This is a genomic window from Streptomyces sp. NPDC007875, assembly GCF_042868035.1.
Classification (GTDB): Bacteria; Actinomycetota; Actinomycetes; order Streptomycetales; family Streptomycetaceae; genus Streptomyces; species Streptomyces antimycoticus.
Map to the genome: position 1 here is coordinate 195677 of NZ_JBIADZ010000005.1, position 20574 is coordinate 216250.

General features: G+C 73.5%; 17 protein-coding genes. 9 read left to right on the plus strand and 8 right to left on the minus strand.

The window, feature by feature from the left end; translation table 11 throughout:
* Positions 1-647: 647 nt before the first annotated feature.
* Positions 648-1229, minus strand: a complete 582-nt coding sequence (locus ACFYOY_RS12625) for a hypothetical protein (RefSeq protein ID WP_388586471.1) — start codon at positions 1227-1229, stop codon at positions 648-650.
* 146 nt (positions 1230-1375) lie between these two features.
* Here ACFYOY_RS12625 and ACFYOY_RS12630 point away from each other — a divergent pair, with 146 nt between their 5' ends.
* Complete coding sequence (locus ACFYOY_RS12630) at positions 1376-2080, plus strand: response regulator transcription factor (RefSeq protein WP_351884296.1); 705 nt, start codon at positions 1376-1378, stop codon at positions 2078-2080.
* Between the two features lie 108 nt (positions 2081-2188).
* Positions 2189-3211 carry an Acg family FMN-binding oxidoreductase gene (locus tag ACFYOY_RS12635; RefSeq protein ID WP_351884293.1) on the plus strand — a complete coding sequence of 341 codons (1023 nt, stop codon included), beginning with the start codon at positions 2189-2191 and terminating at the stop codon, positions 3209-3211.
* Positions 3212-3248: 37 nt separating this feature from the next.
* Here ACFYOY_RS12635 and ACFYOY_RS12640 read toward each other — a convergent pair whose 3' ends face one another.
* Positions 3249-4955, minus strand: coding sequence for a GAF domain-containing protein (locus ACFYOY_RS12640; RefSeq protein ID WP_351884290.1), 1707 nt, complete (start codon positions 4953-4955; stop codon positions 3249-3251).
* A 191-nt stretch (positions 4956-5146) separates the two neighbouring features.
* Between ACFYOY_RS12640 and ACFYOY_RS12645 the strand changes: the two genes are divergently transcribed.
* Positions 5147-9763, plus strand: coding sequence for a glycoside hydrolase family 2 TIM barrel-domain containing protein (locus tag ACFYOY_RS12645; RefSeq protein WP_388586476.1), 4617 nt, complete (start codon positions 5147-5149; stop codon positions 9761-9763).
* A 28-nt stretch (positions 9764-9791) separates the two neighbouring features.
* Here ACFYOY_RS12645 and ACFYOY_RS12650 read toward each other — a convergent pair whose 3' ends face one another.
* Positions 9792-10295: an NUDIX domain-containing protein gene (locus ACFYOY_RS12650; protein WP_351884284.1), complete on the minus strand. Its 504-nt coding sequence runs from the start codon at positions 10293-10295 to the stop codon at positions 9792-9794.
* Between the two features lie 51 nt (positions 10296-10346).
* Positions 10347-11117 (minus strand): class I SAM-dependent methyltransferase, encoded by a 771-nt coding sequence (locus tag ACFYOY_RS12655; RefSeq protein WP_388586479.1) that lies wholly within the window; start codon positions 11115-11117, stop codon positions 10347-10349.
* A gap of 123 nt (positions 11118-11240) precedes the next feature.
* On the opposite strand from ACFYOY_RS12655, the gene ACFYOY_RS12660 reads away from it, so the two are divergent.
* Both ACFYOY_RS12660 and ACFYOY_RS12665 read left to right on the plus strand, forming a co-directional pair.
* Positions 11241-11774 (plus strand): winged helix-turn-helix transcriptional regulator, encoded by a 534-nt coding sequence (locus ACFYOY_RS12660; protein ID WP_388586482.1) that lies wholly within the window; start codon positions 11241-11243, stop codon positions 11772-11774.
* A gap of 60 nt (positions 11775-11834) precedes the next feature.
* A complete protein-coding gene (locus ACFYOY_RS12665) occupies positions 11835-12284 on the plus strand; it encodes a DUF2267 domain-containing protein (RefSeq protein ID WP_351884275.1) in 450 nt (149 codons plus the stop codon).
* Between the two features lie 24 nt (positions 12285-12308).
* On the opposite strand, the gene ACFYOY_RS12670 is transcribed toward ACFYOY_RS12665, so the two are convergent.
* Positions 12309-12647 carry a hypothetical protein gene (locus tag ACFYOY_RS12670; protein WP_388586486.1) on the minus strand — a complete coding sequence of 113 codons (339 nt, stop codon included), beginning with the start codon at positions 12645-12647 and terminating at the stop codon, positions 12309-12311.
* A gap of 344 nt (positions 12648-12991) precedes the next feature.
* Here ACFYOY_RS12670 and ACFYOY_RS12675 point away from each other — a divergent pair, with 344 nt between their 5' ends.
* The 3 genes from ACFYOY_RS12675 (at position 12992) to ACFYOY_RS12685 (ending at position 15489) form a co-directional block, all read left to right on the plus strand.
* Positions 12992-13672: a peptide deformylase gene (locus tag ACFYOY_RS12675; protein WP_388586489.1), complete on the plus strand. Its 681-nt coding sequence runs from the start codon at positions 12992-12994 to the stop codon at positions 13670-13672.
* Between the two features lie 204 nt (positions 13673-13876).
* A complete protein-coding gene (locus tag ACFYOY_RS12680) occupies positions 13877-14635 on the plus strand; it encodes a GNAT family N-acetyltransferase (protein ID WP_388586492.1) in 759 nt (252 codons plus the stop codon).
* Complete coding sequence (locus ACFYOY_RS12685; protein ID WP_351884264.1) at positions 14632-15489, plus strand: lysophospholipid acyltransferase family protein; 858 nt, start codon at positions 14632-14634, stop codon at positions 15487-15489. Before ACFYOY_RS12680 ends, ACFYOY_RS12685 begins: the two co-directional genes overlap by 4 nt.
* A 96-nt stretch (positions 15490-15585) precedes the next feature.
* Here the strand turns inward: ACFYOY_RS12685 and paaK are convergent, their stop codons facing one another.
* Positions 15586-16893, minus strand: coding sequence for a phenylacetate--CoA ligase PaaK (gene paaK / locus ACFYOY_RS12690; RefSeq protein WP_388586496.1), 1308 nt, complete (start codon positions 16891-16893; stop codon positions 15586-15588).
* A gap of 233 nt (positions 16894-17126) precedes the next feature.
* On the opposite strand from paaK, the gene ACFYOY_RS12695 reads away from it, so the two are divergent.
* The gene (locus ACFYOY_RS12695; RefSeq protein ID WP_351884258.1) at positions 17127-17639 is read left to right on the plus strand and encodes a hypothetical protein; all 513 of its coding nucleotides are present in this window, start codon (positions 17127-17129) and stop codon (positions 17637-17639) included.
* 209 nt (positions 17640-17848) lie between these two features.
* Here ACFYOY_RS12695 and ACFYOY_RS12700 read toward each other — a convergent pair whose 3' ends face one another.
* Positions 17849-18622 carry a TIM barrel protein gene (locus ACFYOY_RS12700; protein ID WP_351884255.1) on the minus strand — a complete coding sequence of 258 codons (774 nt, stop codon included), beginning with the start codon at positions 18620-18622 and terminating at the stop codon, positions 17849-17851.
* Positions 18619-20562 (minus strand): DUF2264 domain-containing protein, encoded by a 1944-nt coding sequence (locus ACFYOY_RS12705; protein WP_351884252.1) that lies wholly within the window; start codon positions 20560-20562, stop codon positions 18619-18621. The genes ACFYOY_RS12700 and ACFYOY_RS12705 overlap by 4 nt, the downstream gene beginning before the upstream one ends.
* Between the last annotated feature and the right edge of the window lie 12 nt (positions 20563-20574).

The following is a 20574-nucleotide window of genomic DNA, read 5'->3' on the forward strand; positions in this document are numbered from 1 at the left end:
CGAGGGCGCCACGGCACGAAGACGACGAGGGCCCTACGCCACTCCCGCGCCGCCGCGCACCCGGCGGCCTCGGCCCTCGATGCCACACACACCAAGACCCACCGGGCACGGCGGTACGTGATCGGGCGTCACCGGATGTGGCGACTCCAGCGCCACTGGGAAGCGCCCCGGGACCGAACGCCATCCGCCCGGCGGCCTCAGCCCGCGATGCCACACGCACCGAGACCGGCCGGGCACGGCGATGCGTGGCCGGGCGTCACCGGATGTGGCGACTCCAGCGCCGCCGCGCGCACCGCGGCGGCGCTTCGCGGGTAGGCGTGCAGCGCCGCGCGATGCTCCCCAGCTACCGCTGGGAGGCGCCCCGGCCCCGAACGCCGCCCGCCCGCTACCGCTGGGAGGCGCCCCGGCCCCGAACGCCGCCCGCCCGCTACCGCTGGGAGGCGCCCCGGCCCCGAACGCCGCCCGCCCGCGATGCCACACACCAAGACCGGCCGGGCACAGCGGTTCGAGATCGGGCCTCACCGGATATGGCGGCCCAGCGCCGCTGAGAAGCGCCCCGGCCGCGGACGCCACAGGCCCGGGCAGCGTCAGCCGCCGCTGCCACACGCACGAAAGGCCCGCCGGGCACGGCGCTACGTGACCGCTCGTCACCGGATGTGGCGGCTCCAGCGGGGGCCGACCTCGGCCCAGGCGCGTCCCCATTCCTGGGTGCGGGCGCGGTCCAGGCGCCAGCGCACCACGCCGCGCCCGGCCAGCGAGATCGCGCCCACGCCCGCCGCGGCCGACGTCCCGGCGAGCACCGCGCGGGTGGCGATCTGCTCGGGGGTGGGCGGTCGCTGGACCAGGCGGCCCCGGTCGTCGGTCCAGACCTCGGTGGCGGTGCCCGCCTTGCTGCCGTCGTGGACCCGGGCCGTGCCGGTGTGGACGGTGCCGTCCGGGCCGGTCCACCGGACGATCGCGCGCACCTGGCCGGTGGTGGACCCGTCGCCGGCGGGCTGCGCGACGGGCGCGTCCTCCTTCAGGACCGCGGGCACCCGGTGCCGGTCCGCCCGCTCCTGCCGCAGCGACGCGTCCACGGCGGTGCCCGCGGCCACCCCCGCCGCCGGGCCGCCGACCGCCATCACCAGGCCGGTGACCAGCACGACCCACGCCTCGATCACATCCGAGCGGCGTCTGAGCGGGTTGCGACGCCACCGCCATGTCCGCCGCCCCCGCACTTCCGTGCCCATGTCGCGACCGTCGCACGCGCGGGGAGGGCGGGACGAGGGCCGGGCAGCCCCCTTGAGGGCCCGTTCGGCCCTGGTACCGCCCTGACCTGCTGCGCCACGATTCCCACCGGGGGCAGGGCGGACGGCGGACGAACAGTGCGAGAGCCATGACCGAGACACGAGCGACACCGGCGGCACCGGCGACACCGATCAGGGTGTTCGTACTCGACGACCACGAGGTCGTCCGGCGCGGACTGCACGATCTCCTGGATGCCGAACCGGACATCGAGGTGGTCGGCGACGCGGGAACCGTCGACCACGCGCTGGCCCGCGGCCCGGCGCTACGGCCCGACGTGGCCATCCTGGACGTCCGGCTGCCGGACGGGGACGGCATCACGGTCTGCCGCGAGCTGCGCTCCCGGATGCCGGATCTGGCCTGTCTGATGCTGACCTCGTTCGACGACGACGATGCGCTGCTGGACGCGATCATGGCCGGGGCGGCGGGCTATGTCCTCAAGCAGATCAAGGGGTCGGACCTGGTCTCGGGGGTGCGCACCGTCGCCTCCGGCCAGTCGATGCTGGACCCGGCCACCACCGCCCGGCTGATGAGCACCCTGCGGGGTGACACCGCCCCGCAGGAGCCCAGGGACGAGGTGCTGGCCGGGCTGTCCCCGCGCGAGCGGGAAATCCTGGTGCTGATCGGCGACGGGCTCACCAACCGGCAGATCGGCAAGCGGCTCTTCCTGTCCGAGAAGACGGTCAAGAACCACATCTCCCGGCTGCTGGCCAAGCTGGGCGTGGAGCGCCGTATCCAGGCGGCGGTGCTGGCGACCCATTCGGCCCCGTCCCCCGCCGACGACCATCCGGGATGACCCGGGCCCGGGGCCGCACGGCCCCGTCCGTACCCCGACGGCCCCGATCCTGACGGCCCGACCACCGACGGCCCACCACCACTGACGGCCCACCGGCGAGGAGACCCCATGCAGCCCGCAATGCTCGACGCGGCGATCCTGGAGAAGCTCATCTCCGCGGCCGTGGCCGCCCCGTCGATGCACAACACCCAGCCGTGGCGCTATCGGCTGAACCCCGACACCGTCACGCTGGAGGTCCGGGCCGCCCCGGAGCGGGCGCTGCGGTACGCCGATCCGATGGGCCGGGCACTGAGCGTCTCCGCCGGGGCCGCCGTGTTCAATCTGCGGGTCGCCGTGGCCCACTTCGGCTGGGACCCGGTGGTCCGGCTGCTGCCGTACCGGTCGCAGCCCGATCTGCTGGCCACGGTGCGCCTGGCCGCGTCGCCCCACGACGGCGCCGGGCACGATGGCCCGCACCACGGCGACCGGCACGATGCCCCGCACCGCGACCTGTACGACGTCATCTGGCGACGGCACAGCAGCCGCTCCCCCTTCTCCGGGCGCCGGCTGCCACCACGGGTGCTGTACGAACTGGCGGAGGCGGCGCGCGCGCACGGGGCCACGCTGTGGCTGGCGGGCCCCGAGGAGACCTCGCGGCTGCTGCGGCTGACCGCCGAGGCGGAGCGGCGCACCTCGGGGCATCCGCGCCGGCTCGCCGAGAGCCGCGACTGGGTCCGCGACACCGGGCCGTACGGCATCCCGGCGGCCGCCCTCGGGCCGCGGGACGTCACCGGGCGGCTGCCGATGCGCGACTACCTCGGTCCGGGGCCGGACGGCCGGGGCGGTGATTCGCCCGCCGCGGCGTTCGAGAGCCACCCGGCCATCGCCGTACTGGCCACGGACCAGGACCGGCGCACCGACTGGCTGCGGGCCGGGCAGGCGCTGGAACACGTACTGCTGCTGGCGACCTCGTACACGGTCCGGGCATCCCTGCTGCACCAGGCGCTGGAGTGGTCGGATCTGCGGTGGTCGCTGAGCGACGCCCACCGGATGTCCGGCCATGTGCAGATGCTGATCCGGCTGGGTTACGGACCGGTCGGGCCGGCCACTCCGCGCAGCGGGGCGGCCGAGACCCTGGACGGGGGCCGCTGAGGCGGCACGACCAGGGCGAGGGCGACACGCCTCCCGCTTACCGTTCCGGCAGCGGTACGCCCCACACCAGGCGGGTGCCGCCGCCCGGCGGCTCGGCGAGTTCCAGCTCACCGCCGAGCTTCTCGGCGCGCTCGGCCATGTTGCGCAGTCCGCTGCGGCGGCCGCCCTCGGGGATGCCCATCCCGTTGTCCGTGACCATGAGGGTCAGCCGCCCGGCCGCCACGACCAGCGAGATCTCGGCGGCGTCTGCCCGTGCGTGCCGGGCGATGTTCGACATCGCCTCGGCCAGGACGGCGACCATGTCGTCCGCGACGGTGCGCGGCACATCGGTGTCGACCAGGCCCTCGGTGCGCAGCGAGGGGGTGAAGCCGAGCGCGGGCACGGCCTCCTCGATGGTCTTGGCGGTACGGACCCGCAGCCCCTGGACGGCGGGGCCCGCCTCGTGCGAGCGCAGCCCGAAGATCGTCGAGCGAATGATCTTGATGGTGTCGTCCAGGTCGTCCACCACCCGCAGCAGCCGTTCGGAGCCCTCCGGGTGCTGGACGAAGCGCAGCGTGGACTGCAGCGTCATCCCGGCGGCGAAGAGCCGCTGGATGGCCAGGTCGTGCAGATCGCGGGCGATCCGGTCGCGGTCCTCCAGCAGTGCGAGCTGCTCCGCGTCGCGCCGCCGCTCGGCCAGTTTCATCGCGATGGCCGCCTGGCCCGCGAAGCCCAGCAGGGTGTCGGTCTCGATCTGGGTGAAGGCGGGGCTGTCCGCCATGCGGGCCAGCGAGAGCACCCCGCCCACTCCGTCCCTCGTCCGCATCGGCACCGCGACGGCCGGGCCGAGCCCCTCCCAGCGCTGGGGGCCGACGGTGATCCGCGGGTCGTTCTGGACATCGGTGCTGGTGACCGGCTCGGAGGCGGTGAAGGCCGCCCCGCCGAAGGTGCCCCGGCGCGGCAGCACCAGACCGCGGTGGGCCTCGGCGTCGGTCCCCGCCGCGAGTGCGACCTGCAGCTCGTCGGTGCCGGCCACCGGCAGCATCAGCACGCCGAGATCGGCGGAGAGGATCCGGCGGGCGTGCTCGACGATCAGCTCCAGGACCCTTGTCTCGTCCACTCCGGACAGCAGGCTGTGGGTGACCTCGGCGTTCGCCTCCAGCCAGCGCTGGCGGTGCTGGGCCTCCTCGTACAGCCGGGCGTTCTCGATGGCCACTCCGGCGGCCACGGCGAGGGTGGACAGCACCGTCTCGTCCTCGCCGTCGAACTCCTCAGCGCCGCGCTTCTCGGCGAGATAGAGGTTGCCGAAGACCTCGTCGCGCACCCGGATGGGCACCCCGAGGAAGGAGCGCATCGGCGGATGGTTCGGCGGAAAGCCGTAGGAGGCCGGATGCTCCGAGAGTTCGGCCAGCCGCAGCGGCTGGGGGTGGCGGATCAGCTCCGCCAGGAGGCCGGACGGCAGATGCCCGATCGCCTCGATCCGCTCCTTGTCGACGCCAACCGGCAGGAATTCGGCCAGCCGCTGATCCTCGCCGATCACCCCCAGCGCGCCGTATTCGGCGTCCACGAGCACCACGGCGGCCTCGACGACCCTCTGCAGCACATGCGAAAGGTCCAGCTCCCGGCCCACCGACAGGACGGCTTCCAGCAGGCTGTGCACCCGGTCCTGGGTGCCGCGCACCCCGTCGATGCGCAGCTGCAGCTCCTCCAGCAGCTCGTCCAGCCGCAGCTGGGGCAGGGACTCCGTACTCCTCGCGCTCTCCATACCCACGGTGCCTCCGTCGGCCTCACCGCGCCCGGCGCGGCATTCCGCACGGCCCTCACTCTCTTCACGGTAGCCGCGCTCGGCCGACGGTGAGTCGGTCGGAACATCTTGGCGGGAGAGGACACGTTGGCTAATGTGCGGGCCTGTTCACTCTGGAGCGTTTCCACACCCACAGAAGGGTGGACCACCAGATGTCCCGACGCCTCCGTCGTCGTCTCCTCCTCTCCCGCTTCTCCCGGCCACCCCGGCCGCCCCGGATCTTCCGGATCTCCCGGCTGGCCGCCTTCGCCCTGGCCCTCGCGCTCGCCGCCCCCGCCGCCCCGGCGGCAGCGGCGAATCCCCCCGATCCGCCCGCGGATGTGTACAAGCTGCTGGAAGACCCCGAGGTCACCTCGGTCGGCCAGGAGCCCGCCCATGCGCGGCTGACCCCGTACGCCGACACCGCCGGCGCCCTCGACGGCGGCTCCGGGAGCCGCTGGACCGCCTCGCTCGACGGCAGCTGGAAGCTCCATATGTCCGACCGCCCCGAGGAGGTGCCGAAGGACTTCTTCACCGAGGGCTATGACACCTCCCGCAGCGGCTGGCGCACCGTGAACGTGCCGCACACCTGGCAGACGGACGGTCTCGACCATCCGGTGTTCCGGAACATCCCCACCGAGATGTATCCGGACGCTCCCCCGAAGGTCCCCCATGACGTCAACCCCACCGGCGCCTACGTCAAGACCTTCGAGCTGCCGAAGAGCTGGGAGAAGCGGCGGACGTTTCTGCGCTTCGAGGGCGTCACCAGCGGCTATCTGCTGTGGGTGAACGGCTCCTACGCCGGCTATGACCAGGGCGGCTACACCCCCGCCGAGTTCGATATCAGCGACCGGCTGCACCCGGGCCGCAACACCGTCGCGGTGCAGGTGCACCGTTGGGGTTCGGGAGCGCATCTGGAGGACTACGACCAGTGGCGCTTCTCGGGCATCTTCCGCTCGGTCGGGCTGTACTCCACCCCTGCCACCTATCTGCGGGACATCACGGTCAAGACCGATCTGGACGCCCGGTACCGCGACGCCCGGCTGACCGCCGAGGTCGAGGTGGCCACCAAGGGCCCGCGGCGCGCCACGGATGAGCGCAAGGTCCTCGGCACGCTCTACGACCGGCGCGGGCGCAAGGTGACAACGATGTCGGGAACGGTGGACGGTGGCAGCGGGTCCACCACCCTCACCGCCGATGTGGCCAATCCGGCCAAGTGGACCGATGAGACGCCCGACCTCTACACCCTCGTGGTCCGGCTCACCGGCGCCGATGGCACGGTCACCCACACCACGGCGCAGCCGGTGGGCTTCCGCAAGATCGAGATCAAGGACAGACAGCTCCTCGTCAACGGCGAGCGCATCCTCATCAAGGGCGTCAACCGCTCCGAGACCGACCCCGGCACCGGCCGCCACGCCACCCGTGAGCGCACCGCCTCGGACGTCTCCCTGATGAAGCAGCTCAACGTCAACTCCGTGCGCACCTCCCACTACCCCTCGGATCCGTACCTCTACGAACAGGCCGACGCACGTGGCCTGTGGATCGACGACGAGGTGGACATCGAGACCCATCACCACGACGCCTGCCCGGACGACTGCCTGGCCGAGCGGCCCGAGTGGCAGGCCGCGTTCATGGACCGTCTCACGGCGATGTACGAGCGGGACAAGAACCATCCCAGCGTGCTGATGTGGGACACCGGCAACGAGGCCGGACTGGGCAAGGCCCACTACGCGATGGCCGACTTCCTGAACCGCGAGGACCCGGCCCGACCGGTCTACCACCAGCCCAACAGCCCGGACGGCGACGCCCCGTTCGCCGATGTGTGGGGCCCGCGCTACCCCTCCCCCTCAGGTCTGGAGGAGAAGGCGAAGGCCACCACCAAGCCCATCATCATGGGTGAGTACGCCCACGCCATGGGCAACTCGCTCGGCAACTTCCGCGAGTTCTGGGATGTCGTACGCAAGTATCCCCAGGTCCAGGGCGGCTACATATGGGACTGGGCGGAGCAGAACATCACCCAGCCACTGCTGACCACCCCGGACACCTCCGGCAACGACATCCTGTCGTACGTCTCCGGGAAACCCGATCTGGTGGCGGGCCACCGGGGCAAGGCGCTGGAGCTGTCCGGACTGGACGACTTCGTGGAGGTCTACCGCGACCCGAAGCTGGACGCGGTCTCAGACGCGCTCACCCTGGACGCCTGGGTGAAACCCGCCGACTGGACCGGCTCCTTCACCGTGATCGCCAAGGGCGACCACAGCTATGCGCTGAAGATGCGCGACAAGGACACCCTGGAGTTCTTCGTCTACGGAGACGGGGACTGGCACACGGTCGCGGCCGATGTCCCCGACGGCTGGTACGGCTCATGGCATCGCGTCTCGGGCACCTTCGACGGCCGGACGCTCCGGCTGCTCATCGACGGGAAGCAGACCGCGTCGGCCGACTGGACCGGCACCGTCGGCTCCTCCGCGCAGCCGGTGAACATCGGCCGCAACCCGGAGACCGACCAGGAGAACATCCGCACCCGGATGGCACACGGCACCGTCGACCAGGTCCGCGTCTACCACAAGGCGCTGAGCGCCGATCAGCTCGCCGCCGACCCCAGCGGGGACGCGGTGCTCGCGCTCGACTTCGACCGGTTCGACCGGAAGGGGGAGTTCCTGTCCTATGGCGCCGGGACCGGCGGGGTCGACGGGGTGGTCTCCTCCGACCGCACCGTCCAGCCCGAGGCCCGCGCCATGGCGGCGGTCCACGCCCCGGTCCGCATCTCGGGTGACGAGGCCCGCGCGGGGCGGATCGAGGTGCGCAACGAGCGGTCCTTCACCGGCACCGACGACCTCCGGCTGCGCTGGCGTATCACCGAGGGCGCCCGCACCCTGGCCCGGGGCGGCCGCGCGCTCGGCCTGGCCCCCGGTGAGCGGGCCACCCTCCAGCTGCCGAAACCGCCCGCCAACCCCGAGGACGCCGACCGGCAGTTGACCGTGGAGGCGGTGCGGGCCACGGACACGGCCTGGGCGAAGGCGGGCGACCGGGTGGCGGTCGAGCAGTTCGACATCGGCGGCCGGCAGCTCGCGGGCACGGTACCGGCGCGGGCACCGGGGAAGGTGAAGGCCACCACGTCCGGCGGCCGCCTCACCGTCACCGGCGAGGGCTTCTCGTACGGCTTCGACCGGGCCGGCGGCGAGCTGGTCTCCATGAAGTCCGGCGGCCGGGAGCTGCTCGGCTCCGGCCCCGAGCTGGACGCCTGGCGCGCCCCGCTCAGCAATGAGATCGGCTCCGAGGAGGGGCCCTGGCGCGAGGCGGGCCTGGACCGGCTGCGCACCGAGCCGGGCAAGGTCACGGTGGACGAGCGGGACGGCGAGGTCGTCGTCACCGTGCCCTCCTCCGCCGCCGCGCCCGGCGTGCAGGACTCCTCGTTCGCCCAGACCCTGCGGTACACCGTCAGCGGCACCGGGGAGCTGCGCCTCGATCACCGCGTCGAGGCCCGGGGCGCGGCGCGCACGGTGCCCTATCTGCCCCGCATCGGGCTCTCGCTCCGGCTGCCCGACCGCTACGACCGGTTCACCTGGTACGGGCGCGGGCCGCAGGAGAACTACAACGACCGCGAAGACGGCGCCCCCGTGGGGGTGTACTCCACGGACGTGGACGAGCAGTTCGCCGGTTACACCAAGCCGCAGGACTACGGGAACCACGAGGACGTCCGCTGGGCCTCGCTGTCCGACGGCAGCGGCGGGCTGCTGGTGTCGGGGGACTTCTCGGCCGGGGTGACCCCCTACACCGGGATCGACCGCGCCGCCTATCCGTTCGCCCTCCGCAAGGACCCGGGGGGCAACACCCTGCACCTGGACCACGCGGTCAGCGGTGTGAGCGAGACGTTCCACACCGTGCTGCCCCAGTACCAGGTGCGGCCCGCCAAGGAGTACGCCTACACCCTGCGGCTGCGCCCGCTGACCGGCGCCGAGGCCCGCACCGGCACCCCGCGCGGCCCGGTGGTCTGCGCCCCCGAGGCCAAGCTCACCGCCGCCGACACCACGGTGGCGGCGGGCGAGTCCACCTCGGCCGAGCTGACCGTCACCAACCCGTGCGACACCCCGCTGCACGACGTCACTGCGGCCTTCGGCCTGGCCGAGGGGTGGACCGCCGAGCCCGGCACCCTCGACGTCGGCGACCTCGCGGCGGGCCGGACCGCGACCGTACGGACCGAGATCACCCGCGGCGAGGGCACCCCGGACGGCCTGCGGCCCGCCGTCGCCGACGTCCGCGCCACCTCGGCCGGTGGCGCGCGGGTGAGCGGCTCGGCGTCGGCCGAGATCGACGGCACGCCTCCCCCGCCGCGCGGCGACGTGGCGGTGTCCACGCTCGACTTCCTCACCGCGGACAACGGCTGGGGCCCGGTCGAACGCGACCACAGCAACGGCGAGTCCGCCCCCGGCGACGGCAAGACCCTGACCGTCGGCGGCACGACCTACGAGCGCGGCCTCGGCACGCACGCCGATGCGACGGTCGAGGTCTTCCTGGGCGGCAACTGCTCGTCCTTCACGGCCGACACGGGCCTGGACGACGAGGTGGGCGCCGACGGCAGCGTCGTCTTCGAGATCTACGCCGACGGCCAGCGGGTGTACCGCGGTGAGACGGTGCGCGGCTCGGACGCGGCCGTACCGGTGAAGGCCGACGTCGAGGGCGCGCAGCGGCTCCGGCTGCGGGTCACCGACGGCGGCGACGGCAACGCGCATGACCACGCCGACTGGGGAGCGGCCACGGTGCGCTGCGGAACGGGAGGAACGGGATGACCTGAGGGCGGATGGCCGCGGGCCCCGGTCACGCGCCCCCGGGGCCCGCGCCGTCCGTCCCCTGGAGCAGCTCCTCGAGCCGGTCCAGGAAGACCCGCTGCTTCGTCACCATCTTCCGGCGGGCCTCGTCCGGGCCGAACCAGGCGACCCGGTCGATCTCGGGGAACTCCCGCATCCGGCCGGACCCCTTCGGCCACTCCATGGTGAACGTGCCGGGTGTGATCCGCTCCGGGTCCAGATCGCCCGCGAGCGCCCAGACGGTGACCTCCTTGCCCCCGGTCTGCGTCACGGAGCCGAGCGGAATCGGCTCACCACCGGGCGGGGGCACGCCGAGCTCCTCCTCGAACTCCCGGCGCGCGGCGGCCTCCGGGGTCTCGTCCTCGTCGTACTCCCCCTTGGGCACCGTCCAGGCGCCCGCGTCCTTGGCGGCCCAGAACGGGCCTCCCATATGGGCGAGCAGCACCTCGATGGCCGGACCCGCCGGGCCCGTACCGCGGTACAGCATCAGTCCGGCGCTGCGCTTACGCGTCACAGCGCCCAGTGTGCGCCCACCCCGCCGGAGTGGAGCGCCGGGCTCGCCGGGTCAGCCCTTGCGGGCGTAGCCGAGGTAGGTGACCAGCGGCCGGGCGTCCGGGGCCAGGACGAAGTCGACGATCGGCGGGATCTGCTCATCGCTGATCTGCCCCTTGCGGCGCGCCATGGTGGCCTTGACCAGGCTGCGCGGGTCCTTGGGCTTGAAGTCGCAGATGTCCTCGTTGCGCAGCCCCTGCCGGTCCAGGGCGGCGGTCAGTTCGGCGGGGGTGCGCAGCCGCGCCGCCGTGTAGCGGCCGGCCGGCATGATCCGGGTCATCGGGACGCGCTGGAAGGCGCCGAGGTAGATCAGCCGGGAGAGCAGGGTGCGGTTGACGGTGTCGTAGATCAGCACACCGCCGGGCCGCAGCACTCGGGCGGCCTCCGCGAGCACCCGGTCCAGCTCCGAGGTGATCTCGAAGGTGTCCGCGTAGTAGGCGAGGTCGAACGTGCCGTCGGCGAGGCCTAGTTGCTCGGCGGGCGCGGTGCGGTACTCGATCCCGGGGTACTCACCCCCGCCCGCCTCGCGCGCCATCTCGGTCGCGGTGGCGGAGGGGTCGACGGCGACGACCTCGAAGCCGAGACCGGCCAGCCCGCGGGCCAGCAGCCCGCGGCCGCTGCCCACGGCCACGGCGCGGCTTCCGGGCGCGGAGAGGTCCGCGCTCTTGAGGGTGGTGCGGACGTACTCCAGGCGGCTGTCCTGGAAGGTGATGGCCCGGATCTGCCGGCCGTCGACGGCCTCGGGCGACCGTGAGTCCAGTTCGATGTGCGGGGCGGCGGCCATCGTCTTCTCCCTCACGGGTGGCGGATTCACCGGTGCCTGGGGAGGCCCGGACGGGCTCGCCCGGTTCCCCGAGGAAACCTAACATCCTTAAGTTCCCTCAGGGAACTCGGCTAGGGTTGTGTCATGACCCGTACTCCGCTCGCCGATGTGGCCTGCTCGATCGCCCGCGCCACCGATCTGTTCGGCGACGCCTGGACAGCGCTGATCATGCGGGATGTGCTCACCGGCGTCACCCGCTTCGACGATCTCGCCCATGACCTGGGCATATCGCGGAAGATCCTGGCCGCCCGGCTGTCCCGGCTGGTCGAGGAGGGGGTGCTGGTCCGGGAGCCATATCAAGAGCGGCCGCCACGTGAGCACTATCGCGCCACCTCGAAGGGCGAGGAGCTCTATCCGGTGCTGCTCGCCCTGATGGAGTGGGGCGACCGCTGGTACGCGGGCGCCGCCGGGCCGCCGGCCCGGATCCGCCATCTCGGCTGCGGCCGGGACACCACACCGGTGTCCGCGTGCGCCCACTGCGGGGAGCCCCTGACGGTCGGCAACACCACCCAGCTCCCGGGCCCCGGCGGGCGCACCGGACCCGGCACCCGGGTGCTCGGGCCACTGCTCGCCGCACGGGAGGACACCCCGCAGACCGGGCGCCCGGCGACGGTTTGAGCGAACGGCACGGGGCACTCGGCACGGCAGCCGGGCATCCGACCACGAGGAGCGCCGACCATGCGCTACGAAGAACTGACGGGCCTGGTCCAGGCCCGGGCCCAGCTCCCCGACCGGCAGTCGGCCGAGCGGGCCATACGGGCGACGCTCGAGACCCTCGCCGAGCGCATCCCGGGCGGGCTGGCGGACCATATGGCGGCACAGCTGCCGCAGGAGGCGGGCGAGCCCTTGCGCCGGGTCGCCGCCGCACACGAGGGCACGCCCGAGGAGCGGGCGCACCGGCGGGACCACGGCGAGCGGTTCGACCTCACCGGTTTCGCGGGCCGGGTCGCCTGGCGCACCGAGCACACCGAGGAGGAGGCGCTGCGCGAGGCGGCCGCCTTCTTCGAGGTGCTGGACTCGGCCGTGGACCCGGAGCTGATGGAGAAGCTCTACGGCGTGCTGCCGAGCGACATCCGGGAACTGCTGCCGGAGGCGCGGGCCGAGCAGAGCTGGAGAGAGCGCCCCTAGGTTCCGAGGGCCGGTGCGAGCGGCTCACTCCGCCTCCCCCGGGTGGCCGGGGTGGCCGTGGCGCGGTGGCGGGCTCGGCTCGGCCGCCGTCTGCGGCGTCACCGGCGATCCGCCGCGCGGCGGATCCGGCCGCTCGGGGAGCGGCTCGGCGCCCGGCTCGCCGGGCGAGGGGGTGGCGCCGCGCTCCAGCTGGCGCAGGCGCGCCGTGACCACCTCGACGACCGGACGGCGGTCGGCATGGGAGCGCTCGTACTCCAGCAGCTTCCGCAGCCGCTCCTCGGTGAGGGCGCGGATGCGGTGCCGCAGGGAGCCGAGCGGCAGATGGTCGTAGTCGGCGAGCGGCAGGTCGTCGTGGCTGGTCATCCGTCCTCCCTCCTCCCCCTCCGGGGCCCGTGCGGCGAGCGGGTACCCCCGCGCGTACGGCGAAAACGACATAATGGGCGAGGGTGGCAGGAAGGGCTGCCGCCCCGCCGTGCACAACGGGGGGAGCAGTGCAGGGCGGCAGCGGCCGAGCCGGGAGGACTCGGCCGAGCCGCGGGGGCGTGGGATGTTCCCGGCGGCTCATCGGCGTCTACGGACCCCATCGGTGCCCTGTTCACCTTTTGTCCGATGGTGAGCACCGGCCGCGCCCCCGGTGCCCGGGGCGGTCCGGATCCCGGCCAAGGTCCGCGGACTGCCGTGGCGTGATCGTCTGTCAGGCTGTCCCCATGCCGACCACCACCGTGTCCGAGCTCGTCGACGAACTGCTCTCCGGGACCCGCCCGCTGCCCATCATCTCCGCGGGCGTCCCCGTCCTCCGGCAACCGGCCTTGCCGTACGAGGGCCAGCTGGCCACGGATCAGCTGGACCGGCTGTTGACGGCGATGCGGGAGACGATGCACTCCGCGCCCGGGGTGGGGCTCGCCGCCCCGCAGATCGGTGTGCCGCTGCGGCTTGCGGTGATCGAGGACCCCGCGGAGGTGGCGGCCGAGGTGCGGGAGGTACGCGGCCGGGTGCCGCAGCCGTACCGGGTGCTGGTCAATCCCGCTTACGAACCGGTCGGCGACGGCCGGGCGGCGTTCTTCGAGGGGTGCCTGAGCATCCCCGGCTGGCAGGCCGTGGTCAGCCGCCCGGACCGGATCCGGCTGCGCGGGCAGGACGAGACGGGGCGGGAGCTGGACGAGGAGTTCACCGGCTGGCCCGCGCGGATCGTCCAGCACGAGACCGACCATCTCGACGGCGTCCTCTATCTGGATCTGGCCGAAACTCGTTCCCTGTCCTCGGCCCAGGCCGTCAGCGACTACTGGTCCCAGCCCACCCCCGCCACCGCCGCCCACTCGCTGGGCTTCCCGCTCGGGAGCACCGCTGGCACCAATGACACCGGCGGCACCGGCGCTATCGCTCCGTAACCACGGGCCGACCAGCGGCATGTGTTCGTCATCGACTGGCAGTCGACGAATCACCACACGGACACTGTGACGTACGTCGCCACGGCAAGACTGGTGAACGCCTGCAGTGCGCGCCGCCTCAGCGCACCGCACGGCGAGTGAGGCGTTTCTTCCGCTCTTCCCCAGTCCCCACCGCTCCTGACTTCCCTTGAACGGAGAACAGGAATGCCCGTGCTCACGACGTCCTCGACGACGGCGGCCACCAACTCGTACGTCACCTCGATCGCCCACACCCAGGAGCAGATCCACGCCGCGCAGCGGCTGCGCTACCAGGTGTTCGGCGAGGAGAGGGGCGGCCGGCTGGACGCCGCGGTCGACGGCCGCGACGTGGACGAGTTCGACGAGGTCATGGACCACCTGATCGTCACGGACACGTCGACGGACACCGTGGTCGGCACCTACCGGCTACTTCCCCCCGGGCGCAGCGAGCGGCTCTACTCGGACACCGAGTTCGATCTGCGCGGCCTTCCGGCCGAGGTCCGCTCGTCCATGGTCGAGACCGGCCGGGCCTGTGTCCACGCCGACCACCGCACGGGCGCGGTCATCAACCTCATGTGGGCCGGTCTGGCCCGCTATGTGCTGCTGTCCGGCCATCGCTACCTCGCGGGCTGTGCCTCGGTTCCGCTGGCCGAGGGCGAGGGGGCGGCCGCCAACGCCTGGCTGCTGGGCACCACCAAGCACGCCGCCCCCGCCGAGATGCGGGTCCACCCGCTCGACCCGTGGATACCCTCGCGTCCGCTGGACGGCGAGCCCAGCTACGCGGACCTGCCGCCGCTGCTCCGTGGCTATCTGCGGGTCGGCGCCTGGATGTGCGGCTCCCCGCAGCACGACCGGGCCTTCAACGACGCCGACTTCTTCGTGCTGCTGGACACCGAGGAGATGAACGACCGCTACCGCCGCTACTTCCTGGGTGAATCCCAGTGACCGACGCGGCCGCGATGAGTCTGCCCGAGCACGCCTGGGCGGGCTGGTCCCCGTGCACTCCCGGCTGTGTCTCGCACGCCGCCGACCGCGTCCCGGCCACCCGGGGCGCCCGGCGGGCCGCGGTCTTCGTCCGGGCGGTGATAGGCGCGATGCTGTCCGGTCGGCGGCTCGCCGAGCCCGAGACGCTGCGGGCGCGGGCGGCGGCACTGCTGGACTCCCTCGGCATCCGGCTGGAGGTGACGGGCGACAGCACGCTCAGCGCGCCCGGCGGCACCGGCACGCTCGTCGTGGCGAACCACATCTCCTGGCTGGACATCCTCGCGCTGCTCGCGGTGGAGCCCGTGGTGATGCTGGCCAAGCGGGAGATCGCGGGCTGGCCGCTGATCGGCTCGCTGGCCACCCGCGCCGGAACGCTGTACATCGACCGCGGCTCGCTGCGCGAACTCCCCGACACCGTACGGGAGATGGCGGCCCGGATGCGTGACGGCCAGTCGGTGATGGCCTTTCCGCAGGGCATCACCTGGTGTTCGGGCACGGGCGGCAGCTTCCGGCGGGCCACCTTCCAGGCCGCGCTGGACGCGGGCGCGCCGGTGCGTCCGGTGACGCTGGAGTACGTCCAGCACGGCGCCCCGACCACGGTGGCCGCCTTCGTCGGCGAGGACGACTTCGGCGGCTCGCTGCGCCGGGTGCTGCGCGCCGACGGGCTCATGGTGCGGGTGGCCGTGCACCGTGCGCTGCGGCCGATGCGGGACGTCGACGACCGGCGCCGGGTCGCGGCACAGGCTCAGGCGACCGTCGGCGGGGCGCGGTTGCCCCTGCATCAGGAGATCCCCGCCCTCGAACTGGCACGCTGAGCCCCTCCGCTCCGGGCCCTCCGTTCCGGGCGCTGCGTCCCGGGCCCTGCGTCCCGGGCGCTGCGTCCCGTCCAAGGACGGCACCCGGGGCCGTGCTCAGCCCTCCGTCCGCCGGTCCTTGACCCGGCGGATCTTGCCCACGGAGCGCTCCAGCGTCTCCGGGTCCACGACCGCCACCTCGACCGTGAGCCCCACCCCGTCCTTCACTCCCCGCGCGATCGCCGCCGCGGCGGCCGCGCGCTGCTCGGGGCCGACGCCGGAGCGGGCCTCGATCCGCACCGCCAGGTGGTCCATCCGGCCGCGCCGGGTCAGCTCGAGCTGGAAGTGCGGGGCCACCGCCGGGACCCGCAGCACGATCTCCTCGATCTGGCTGGGGAAGACATTGACCCCGCGCACGATGAGCATGTCGTCACAGCGGCCGGTGATCTTCTGGATGCGCCGGAAGGCGGGGCGGGCGGTGCCGGGCAGCAGCCGGGTCAGATCGCGGGTGCGGTAGCGGATGACGGGGAGCGCCTCCTTGGTGAGGGTGGTGAAGGCCAGCTCCCCCTCCTCGCCGCCGGGCAGCACCGCGTCGCCGAGCGGGTCGACGATCTCCGGGTAGAAGTGGTCCTCCCAGACGTGCAGCCCGTCCTTGGTCTCCACGCACTCCTGGGCCACACCGGGGCCGATCACCTCCGAGAGCCCGTATATGTCCACCGCGTGGATGTCCATGCGCTCCTCGATCTCCCGGCGCATATCCTCCGTCCAGGGTTCGGCGCCGAAGATGCCGACCTGGAGGGAGGTGGAGCGGGGATCGACGCCCTGCCGCTCGAACTCGTCGAGCAGCGTCAGCAGATAGGAGGGCGTGATCATGATGATCTCGGGCCTGAGGTCCTGGATGAGCCGCACCTGCCGGGCGGTCATGCCCCCGGAGGCGGGGATGACGGTGCAGCCGAGCCGCTCGGCGCCGTAGTGGGCGCCGAGGCCGCCGGTGAACAGGCCGTAGCCGTAGGAGATGTGCACCTTGTGGCCGGGCCGGCCGCCGGCCGCGCGGATCGAGCGGGCGATCACCTCCGCCCATACCGCCAGGTCGTGCTCGGTGTAGCCGACGAGGGTGGGGCGGCCGGTGGTGCCGCTGGAGGCGTGGAGCCGCCGCACCTCGCCGTGCTCGACGCCGAACATCCCGAAGGGGTACGTGTCGCGCAGATCGTCCTTGGTGGTGAAGGGGAACCGGGCCAGGTCCTCCAGGGCGCGGCAGTCCTCGGGGCCGACCCCGGCCTCGCGGAACTTCTTGCGGTACAGCTCGACATGGTCGTACGCATGGCGCAAGGTGGCGCGCAGCCGGGTGAGCTGGAGCGCCCTCAGCTCCTCGGGGCTCATCCGCTCGGCGTCGTCGAGCGGAGCCACGCTCAGGGATTCCGCCATGGGCCGTCCACCACCTCCGCTTGCCGACCGAACATTCGGTCACCGTTCGGGCGCGGTCCAGTAATCCAGCATCCGACCTGGCTGTCAAGGGTCAGGACAGCCCGGCCGCGCCGGTACGCACCCGGCCGGGCGCGGAAGGGTGCGAGCGGGGTGAACGATCGGCTCCGCCCCTCCGTATCCGTAGATGCGGTGGACGCAGCCGCGACCCGGGACCCGATACGAGAGGGCCTTCCATGTACGACGCCGCCGACGCCCAGCACCCGCTCCGGACCGCCGACCGCCCCCCGCGCCGCCATGGCCCGCGCGCGGTGGCGGTCGCCGCGGCGGTGGGCGCGCTGCTGACCGTCACCGGATGCGGCGGCGGGGACGGTAAGGCGGACGCCAAAGCGGAGACCGGGGGGAACGCCGCCCGGCCGAGCGCGAGCACCGCGCCCAAGGCCGCGCGGGTGGAGCAGCTCGCCTCGGCCGTCGGCTGCGAGCCGCAGTTCACCACCAAGGTGGACGACTACCGCCAGGCCGTCTGCAAGACGGCCAAGGGCAAGTTCGTCTTCCTCGACTTCGTCACCGCCAAGGGCCAGCGCGACTGGCTGGAGACCGCGCAGATGTACGGCGGGGTCTATCTGGTCGGCAACCGCTGGGTGCTGTCGTCCTCGCCCAGGAAGAACATGGAGACGCTCCGGGACGAGTTCGGCGGCACCATCGAGGAGGACACCTCCTACGGGGGCGCCTCCCGCGCCCCCCAGTGAGGATCTTTCCCCTCCCCTTCCCGCTACCAAGGGCTTCGCCCCTGGACCCCGCGGCCTGGGGCGGAGCCCCACCACGCGGCGGAGCCGCATATCGATCCCGCGGAAAGGGGCGGACGCCCCGGTCCGGGGCCTGGGGCGGAGCCCCAGTCGAGGGAAGGGGCGAGGAGGGGAGCAGCCCGCCGCAGGCGCCACGATCCCCCGGACACCCCCTACACGTCGGCGAGCGCCCGCAGCGTGGCCGCCTCCCGCGGCAGCAGCCGCTCGTCGTCCCCCGGCACGAACTCCAGCAGGACATCCAGCGGCGGGCCGCCGGACACCGCGGCGCGGTGCCTGAGCAGCCGCTCGAAGGCGCTGCGCCACAGCGGGGCGCGGGCGGTCAGCGGCAGCCGGGTGGTCCCCGGCCACCAGGAGAAGGCGTGCACCGCGGCGACCCGGTCCCCCAGCGCGTCCAGCCCCTTCAATGCCTCGGCGTCGGGCATGTCGACGGGCGGCTGCCAGTAGGTGGCGACCTCGGCGCGGTCCACCTCGTCCAGCAGCCGGAGGGTGTGGTCCGCGCCGTCGGTCAGGGTGTTGCGGTGGAATTCGTAGGCGAGTTCCACCCCCGCGTCCGCGGCGAGCGCGGCGGCGCGCCGGGTGTCCTCGACGACCGCGAGGCGCGCCTCGGGCGGGGTCTCCCGGGTGCCGGTGGCGCCCGCCCAGATCCGGATGCGCGGGGCGCCGAGCGCCACGGCGGAGCGGAGCACCGCGTCGAACTCCTCCGGGTCGCCGCGCCCGGCACGGTAGTAGGAGCCGTACGAGGCGACGGCGAGCCCGGCGGCCACAGTGGCGTCGCGGACCCGCCGGGCAGTGTCCTCGTCGCCCGGCGGCACATGGACGTCACCGCCCCATTCGACGCACTCCAGGCCCGCTCCGGCCACGGCGGCGATCACCCGGTCCGGGTCGAGCCGGCGCAGCGTCACCGAGCAGATGCCGAGCCGCGTCATGCGCCCGCCTCCGTGACGGTGGGCGCGTCGCCCGCGCCGAAGTCCACCACGACGCCTTGGCCGTCCGGCAGCCGCACGGTGACCGCGAGCCCGTTCACCTCTGCGGTGGCGAGATCGGCGAGGGGGGCCGGGTCGCGTTCGCCGGTGAGCGAGGCGAGTGCGACGAAGAGGGTGCCGGCCGGGTCCTCGCCGACGGTGCCGGTGAGTTCGGGGACCAGGGCCCACGGCCCGTACGCGGTGCCCTGCGGCGCCCTGACCGCGGTGGCGCTCTCCCAGCCGTGCAGTCCGAGGAGCTGACCGGTCACCTCTTCCCCGTCCAGCCGTATCTCGGCGCCCTGTTCGGTCTCCGCCGGGGAGCCCGGGGGCAGCGCGATGGCCCAGCCGCTGTGGTGGATCCGGGTCCCGGCGGGGACCCCGACGGCGCGGTGGACGCGCACTTCGAGCCGGCCGCGGACGAGGGTCAGGCTGTCGACGCGGATCGAGGGCACCTTGGGGCCGGCGTCGGGGAAGGCGGGGGTGTGGGAGGAGGCGAGCCAGTCGGGGCCCGCGGCCAGGGGGTGGATGCGCAGCCGGGCGCTGCGCACTCCGCGCACCTCGATGGCGATGTGGTTGTCGGGAGTGTTGTCCGCGCTGGTGGGCCCGGTGCGGGTGGAGTAGGCGAGCCGGGCGTACAGCGGGTCGGCGGGCCCGTGCTCGGCCTCCCAGGGGCGGAGCTTGTAGCTGCCGTGGTTGTGCAGCCGCACCAGCCCGTCCCCGCCCGTGGTCTGGACGAGGAACCCGGCGGCGGGCAGCGCCAGCGCCCGGTCCGGCCCCTCGGCGGGCGCGGCCTCCTCGGTGGCGGTCCACACCGGGTGGTCGGGCGGAAGCAGCAGGGCGAGGAACCCCTTGGAGGCCCAGTAGGGCGAGCCGGGCCCGGAGTAGCGCTGCAGGGTCGCGGCGTGCGGCCCGTACCAGCCCAGGCTCAGCACCCCGTCCTCGGTGAGCGCCCCGCGGTCCAGGAAGTGGCGCAGCGCTCCGCTGAGGATGCGGCGGGTCGCTCCGGGGGCGAGGGGGGTGTGGCCGGTGAGGGCGCCGAGGGCCACCGAGGCGACGGCGGCGAAGCGGTAGGTGAGGGAGCGGCCGTGGTGGATCGGGGCGCCGTCGGCGTCGAAGAGCAGCGAGAAGCCTTCGAGGAAGGTGCGCAGCCGCGGGCCGAGCCGGTCCAGCAGCGCTTGATCGCCGGCCAGATGGGCGTGGAGCAGCGGGTACATGTGCAGCGCCCAGCCGTTGTAGTGGTCGAACGACCGCCCGTCGCCGTCGGAGTACCAGCCCTGGCCCTCGTACCAGCCCTCCAGGAGGCCGAGCCCCCGCTCGATGGCGCGGGCCGTCTCGGCGTCGCCGCGTCCGGCGGACTCCAGGAAACCGGCGACGGTGAGGGGGAAGAGATACCAGTTGTTGGGGGCGGGCTGGTGGCGCAGCGCACCGCGCAGCCACTCCTCGGTGCGGTCCTGGGCGTCGGACGGCAGGGCCTCCCAGGTCCACGGCGCGGTCAGCCGCAGGCCCAGGGCCACGGACGCGGACTCCACCATGGGCTGGCCGTGGGCGCCGTGATGGCCGATCACCGGCCAGGACTCGGCGTCGTCGCGCCCGGGGGTGAGGGTGCCACGGGCGATGCCCGCGGTGTAGCGCTCCAGGAAGCCGTGCTGGTCCTTGCCCGAGGCCCCGGCGGCGCGGAAGGCGGCCAGGAGGAAGGTGCGGGCGAACCCTTCGAGCCCGTCGGAGCGCACCCCGGACCTCGACGGGGGGCCGGGCAGGTCGAACAGGCCCTGGCCGGGAGTGGCGTAGCGGAGGGCAGCGTGCAGCATGCCGTCCGCGGCGGCCTCCCAGTGGGCGCGGGTGTAGCCGGTGTGGGGGCTGAGGGTGCGGTCGTCGGCGGGGAGGAGGAAGGGGAGCTCGGGCATGGCGGGGTGGGC

What these genes read in the sequence shown, in the direction of transcription:
- ACFYOY_RS12625 (WP_388586471.1), bottom strand. Translation starts at nt 1,229, where the DNA reads ATGGGCACGGAAGTGCGGGGGCGGCGGACATGGCGGTGGCGTCGCAAC.
- ACFYOY_RS12630 (WP_351884296.1), top strand. Translation starts at nt 1,376, where the DNA reads ATGACCGAGACACGAGCGACACCGGCGGCACCGGCGACACCGATCAGG.
- ACFYOY_RS12635 (WP_351884293.1), top strand. Translation starts at nt 2,189, where the DNA reads ATGCAGCCCGCAATGCTCGACGCGGCGATCCTGGAGAAGCTCATCTCC.
- ACFYOY_RS12640 (WP_351884290.1), bottom strand. Translation starts at nt 4,955, where the DNA reads ATGGAGAGCGCGAGGAGTACGGAGTCCCTGCCCCAGCTGCGGCTGGAC.
- ACFYOY_RS12645 (WP_388586476.1), top strand. Translation starts at nt 5,147, where the DNA reads ATGTCCCGACGCCTCCGTCGTCGTCTCCTCCTCTCCCGCTTCTCCCGG.
- ACFYOY_RS12655 (WP_388586479.1), bottom strand. Translation starts at nt 11,117, where the DNA reads ATGGCCGCCGCCCCGCACATCGAACTGGACTCACGGTCGCCCGAGGCC.
- ACFYOY_RS12660 (WP_388586482.1), top strand. Translation starts at nt 11,241, where the DNA reads ATGACCCGTACTCCGCTCGCCGATGTGGCCTGCTCGATCGCCCGCGCC.
- ACFYOY_RS12665 (WP_351884275.1), top strand. Translation starts at nt 11,835, where the DNA reads ATGCGCTACGAAGAACTGACGGGCCTGGTCCAGGCCCGGGCCCAGCTC.
- ACFYOY_RS12670 (WP_388586486.1), bottom strand. Translation starts at nt 12,647, where the DNA reads ATGACCAGCCACGACGACCTGCCGCTCGCCGACTACGACCATCTGCCG.
- ACFYOY_RS12675 (WP_388586489.1), top strand. Translation starts at nt 12,992, where the DNA reads ATGCCGACCACCACCGTGTCCGAGCTCGTCGACGAACTGCTCTCCGGG.
- ACFYOY_RS12680 (WP_388586492.1), top strand. Translation starts at nt 13,877, where the DNA reads ATGCCCGTGCTCACGACGTCCTCGACGACGGCGGCCACCAACTCGTAC.
- paaK (WP_388586496.1), bottom strand. Translation starts at nt 16,893, where the DNA reads ATGGCGGAATCCCTGAGCGTGGCTCCGCTCGACGACGCCGAGCGGATG.
- ACFYOY_RS12695 (WP_351884258.1), top strand. Translation starts at nt 17,127, where the DNA reads ATGTACGACGCCGCCGACGCCCAGCACCCGCTCCGGACCGCCGACCGC.
- ACFYOY_RS12700 (WP_351884255.1), bottom strand. Translation starts at nt 18,622, where the DNA reads ATGACGCGGCTCGGCATCTGCTCGGTGACGCTGCGCCGGCTCGACCCG.
- ACFYOY_RS12705 (WP_351884252.1), bottom strand. Translation starts at nt 20,562, where the DNA reads ATGCCCGAGCTCCCCTTCCTCCTCCCCGCCGACGACCGCACCCTCAGC.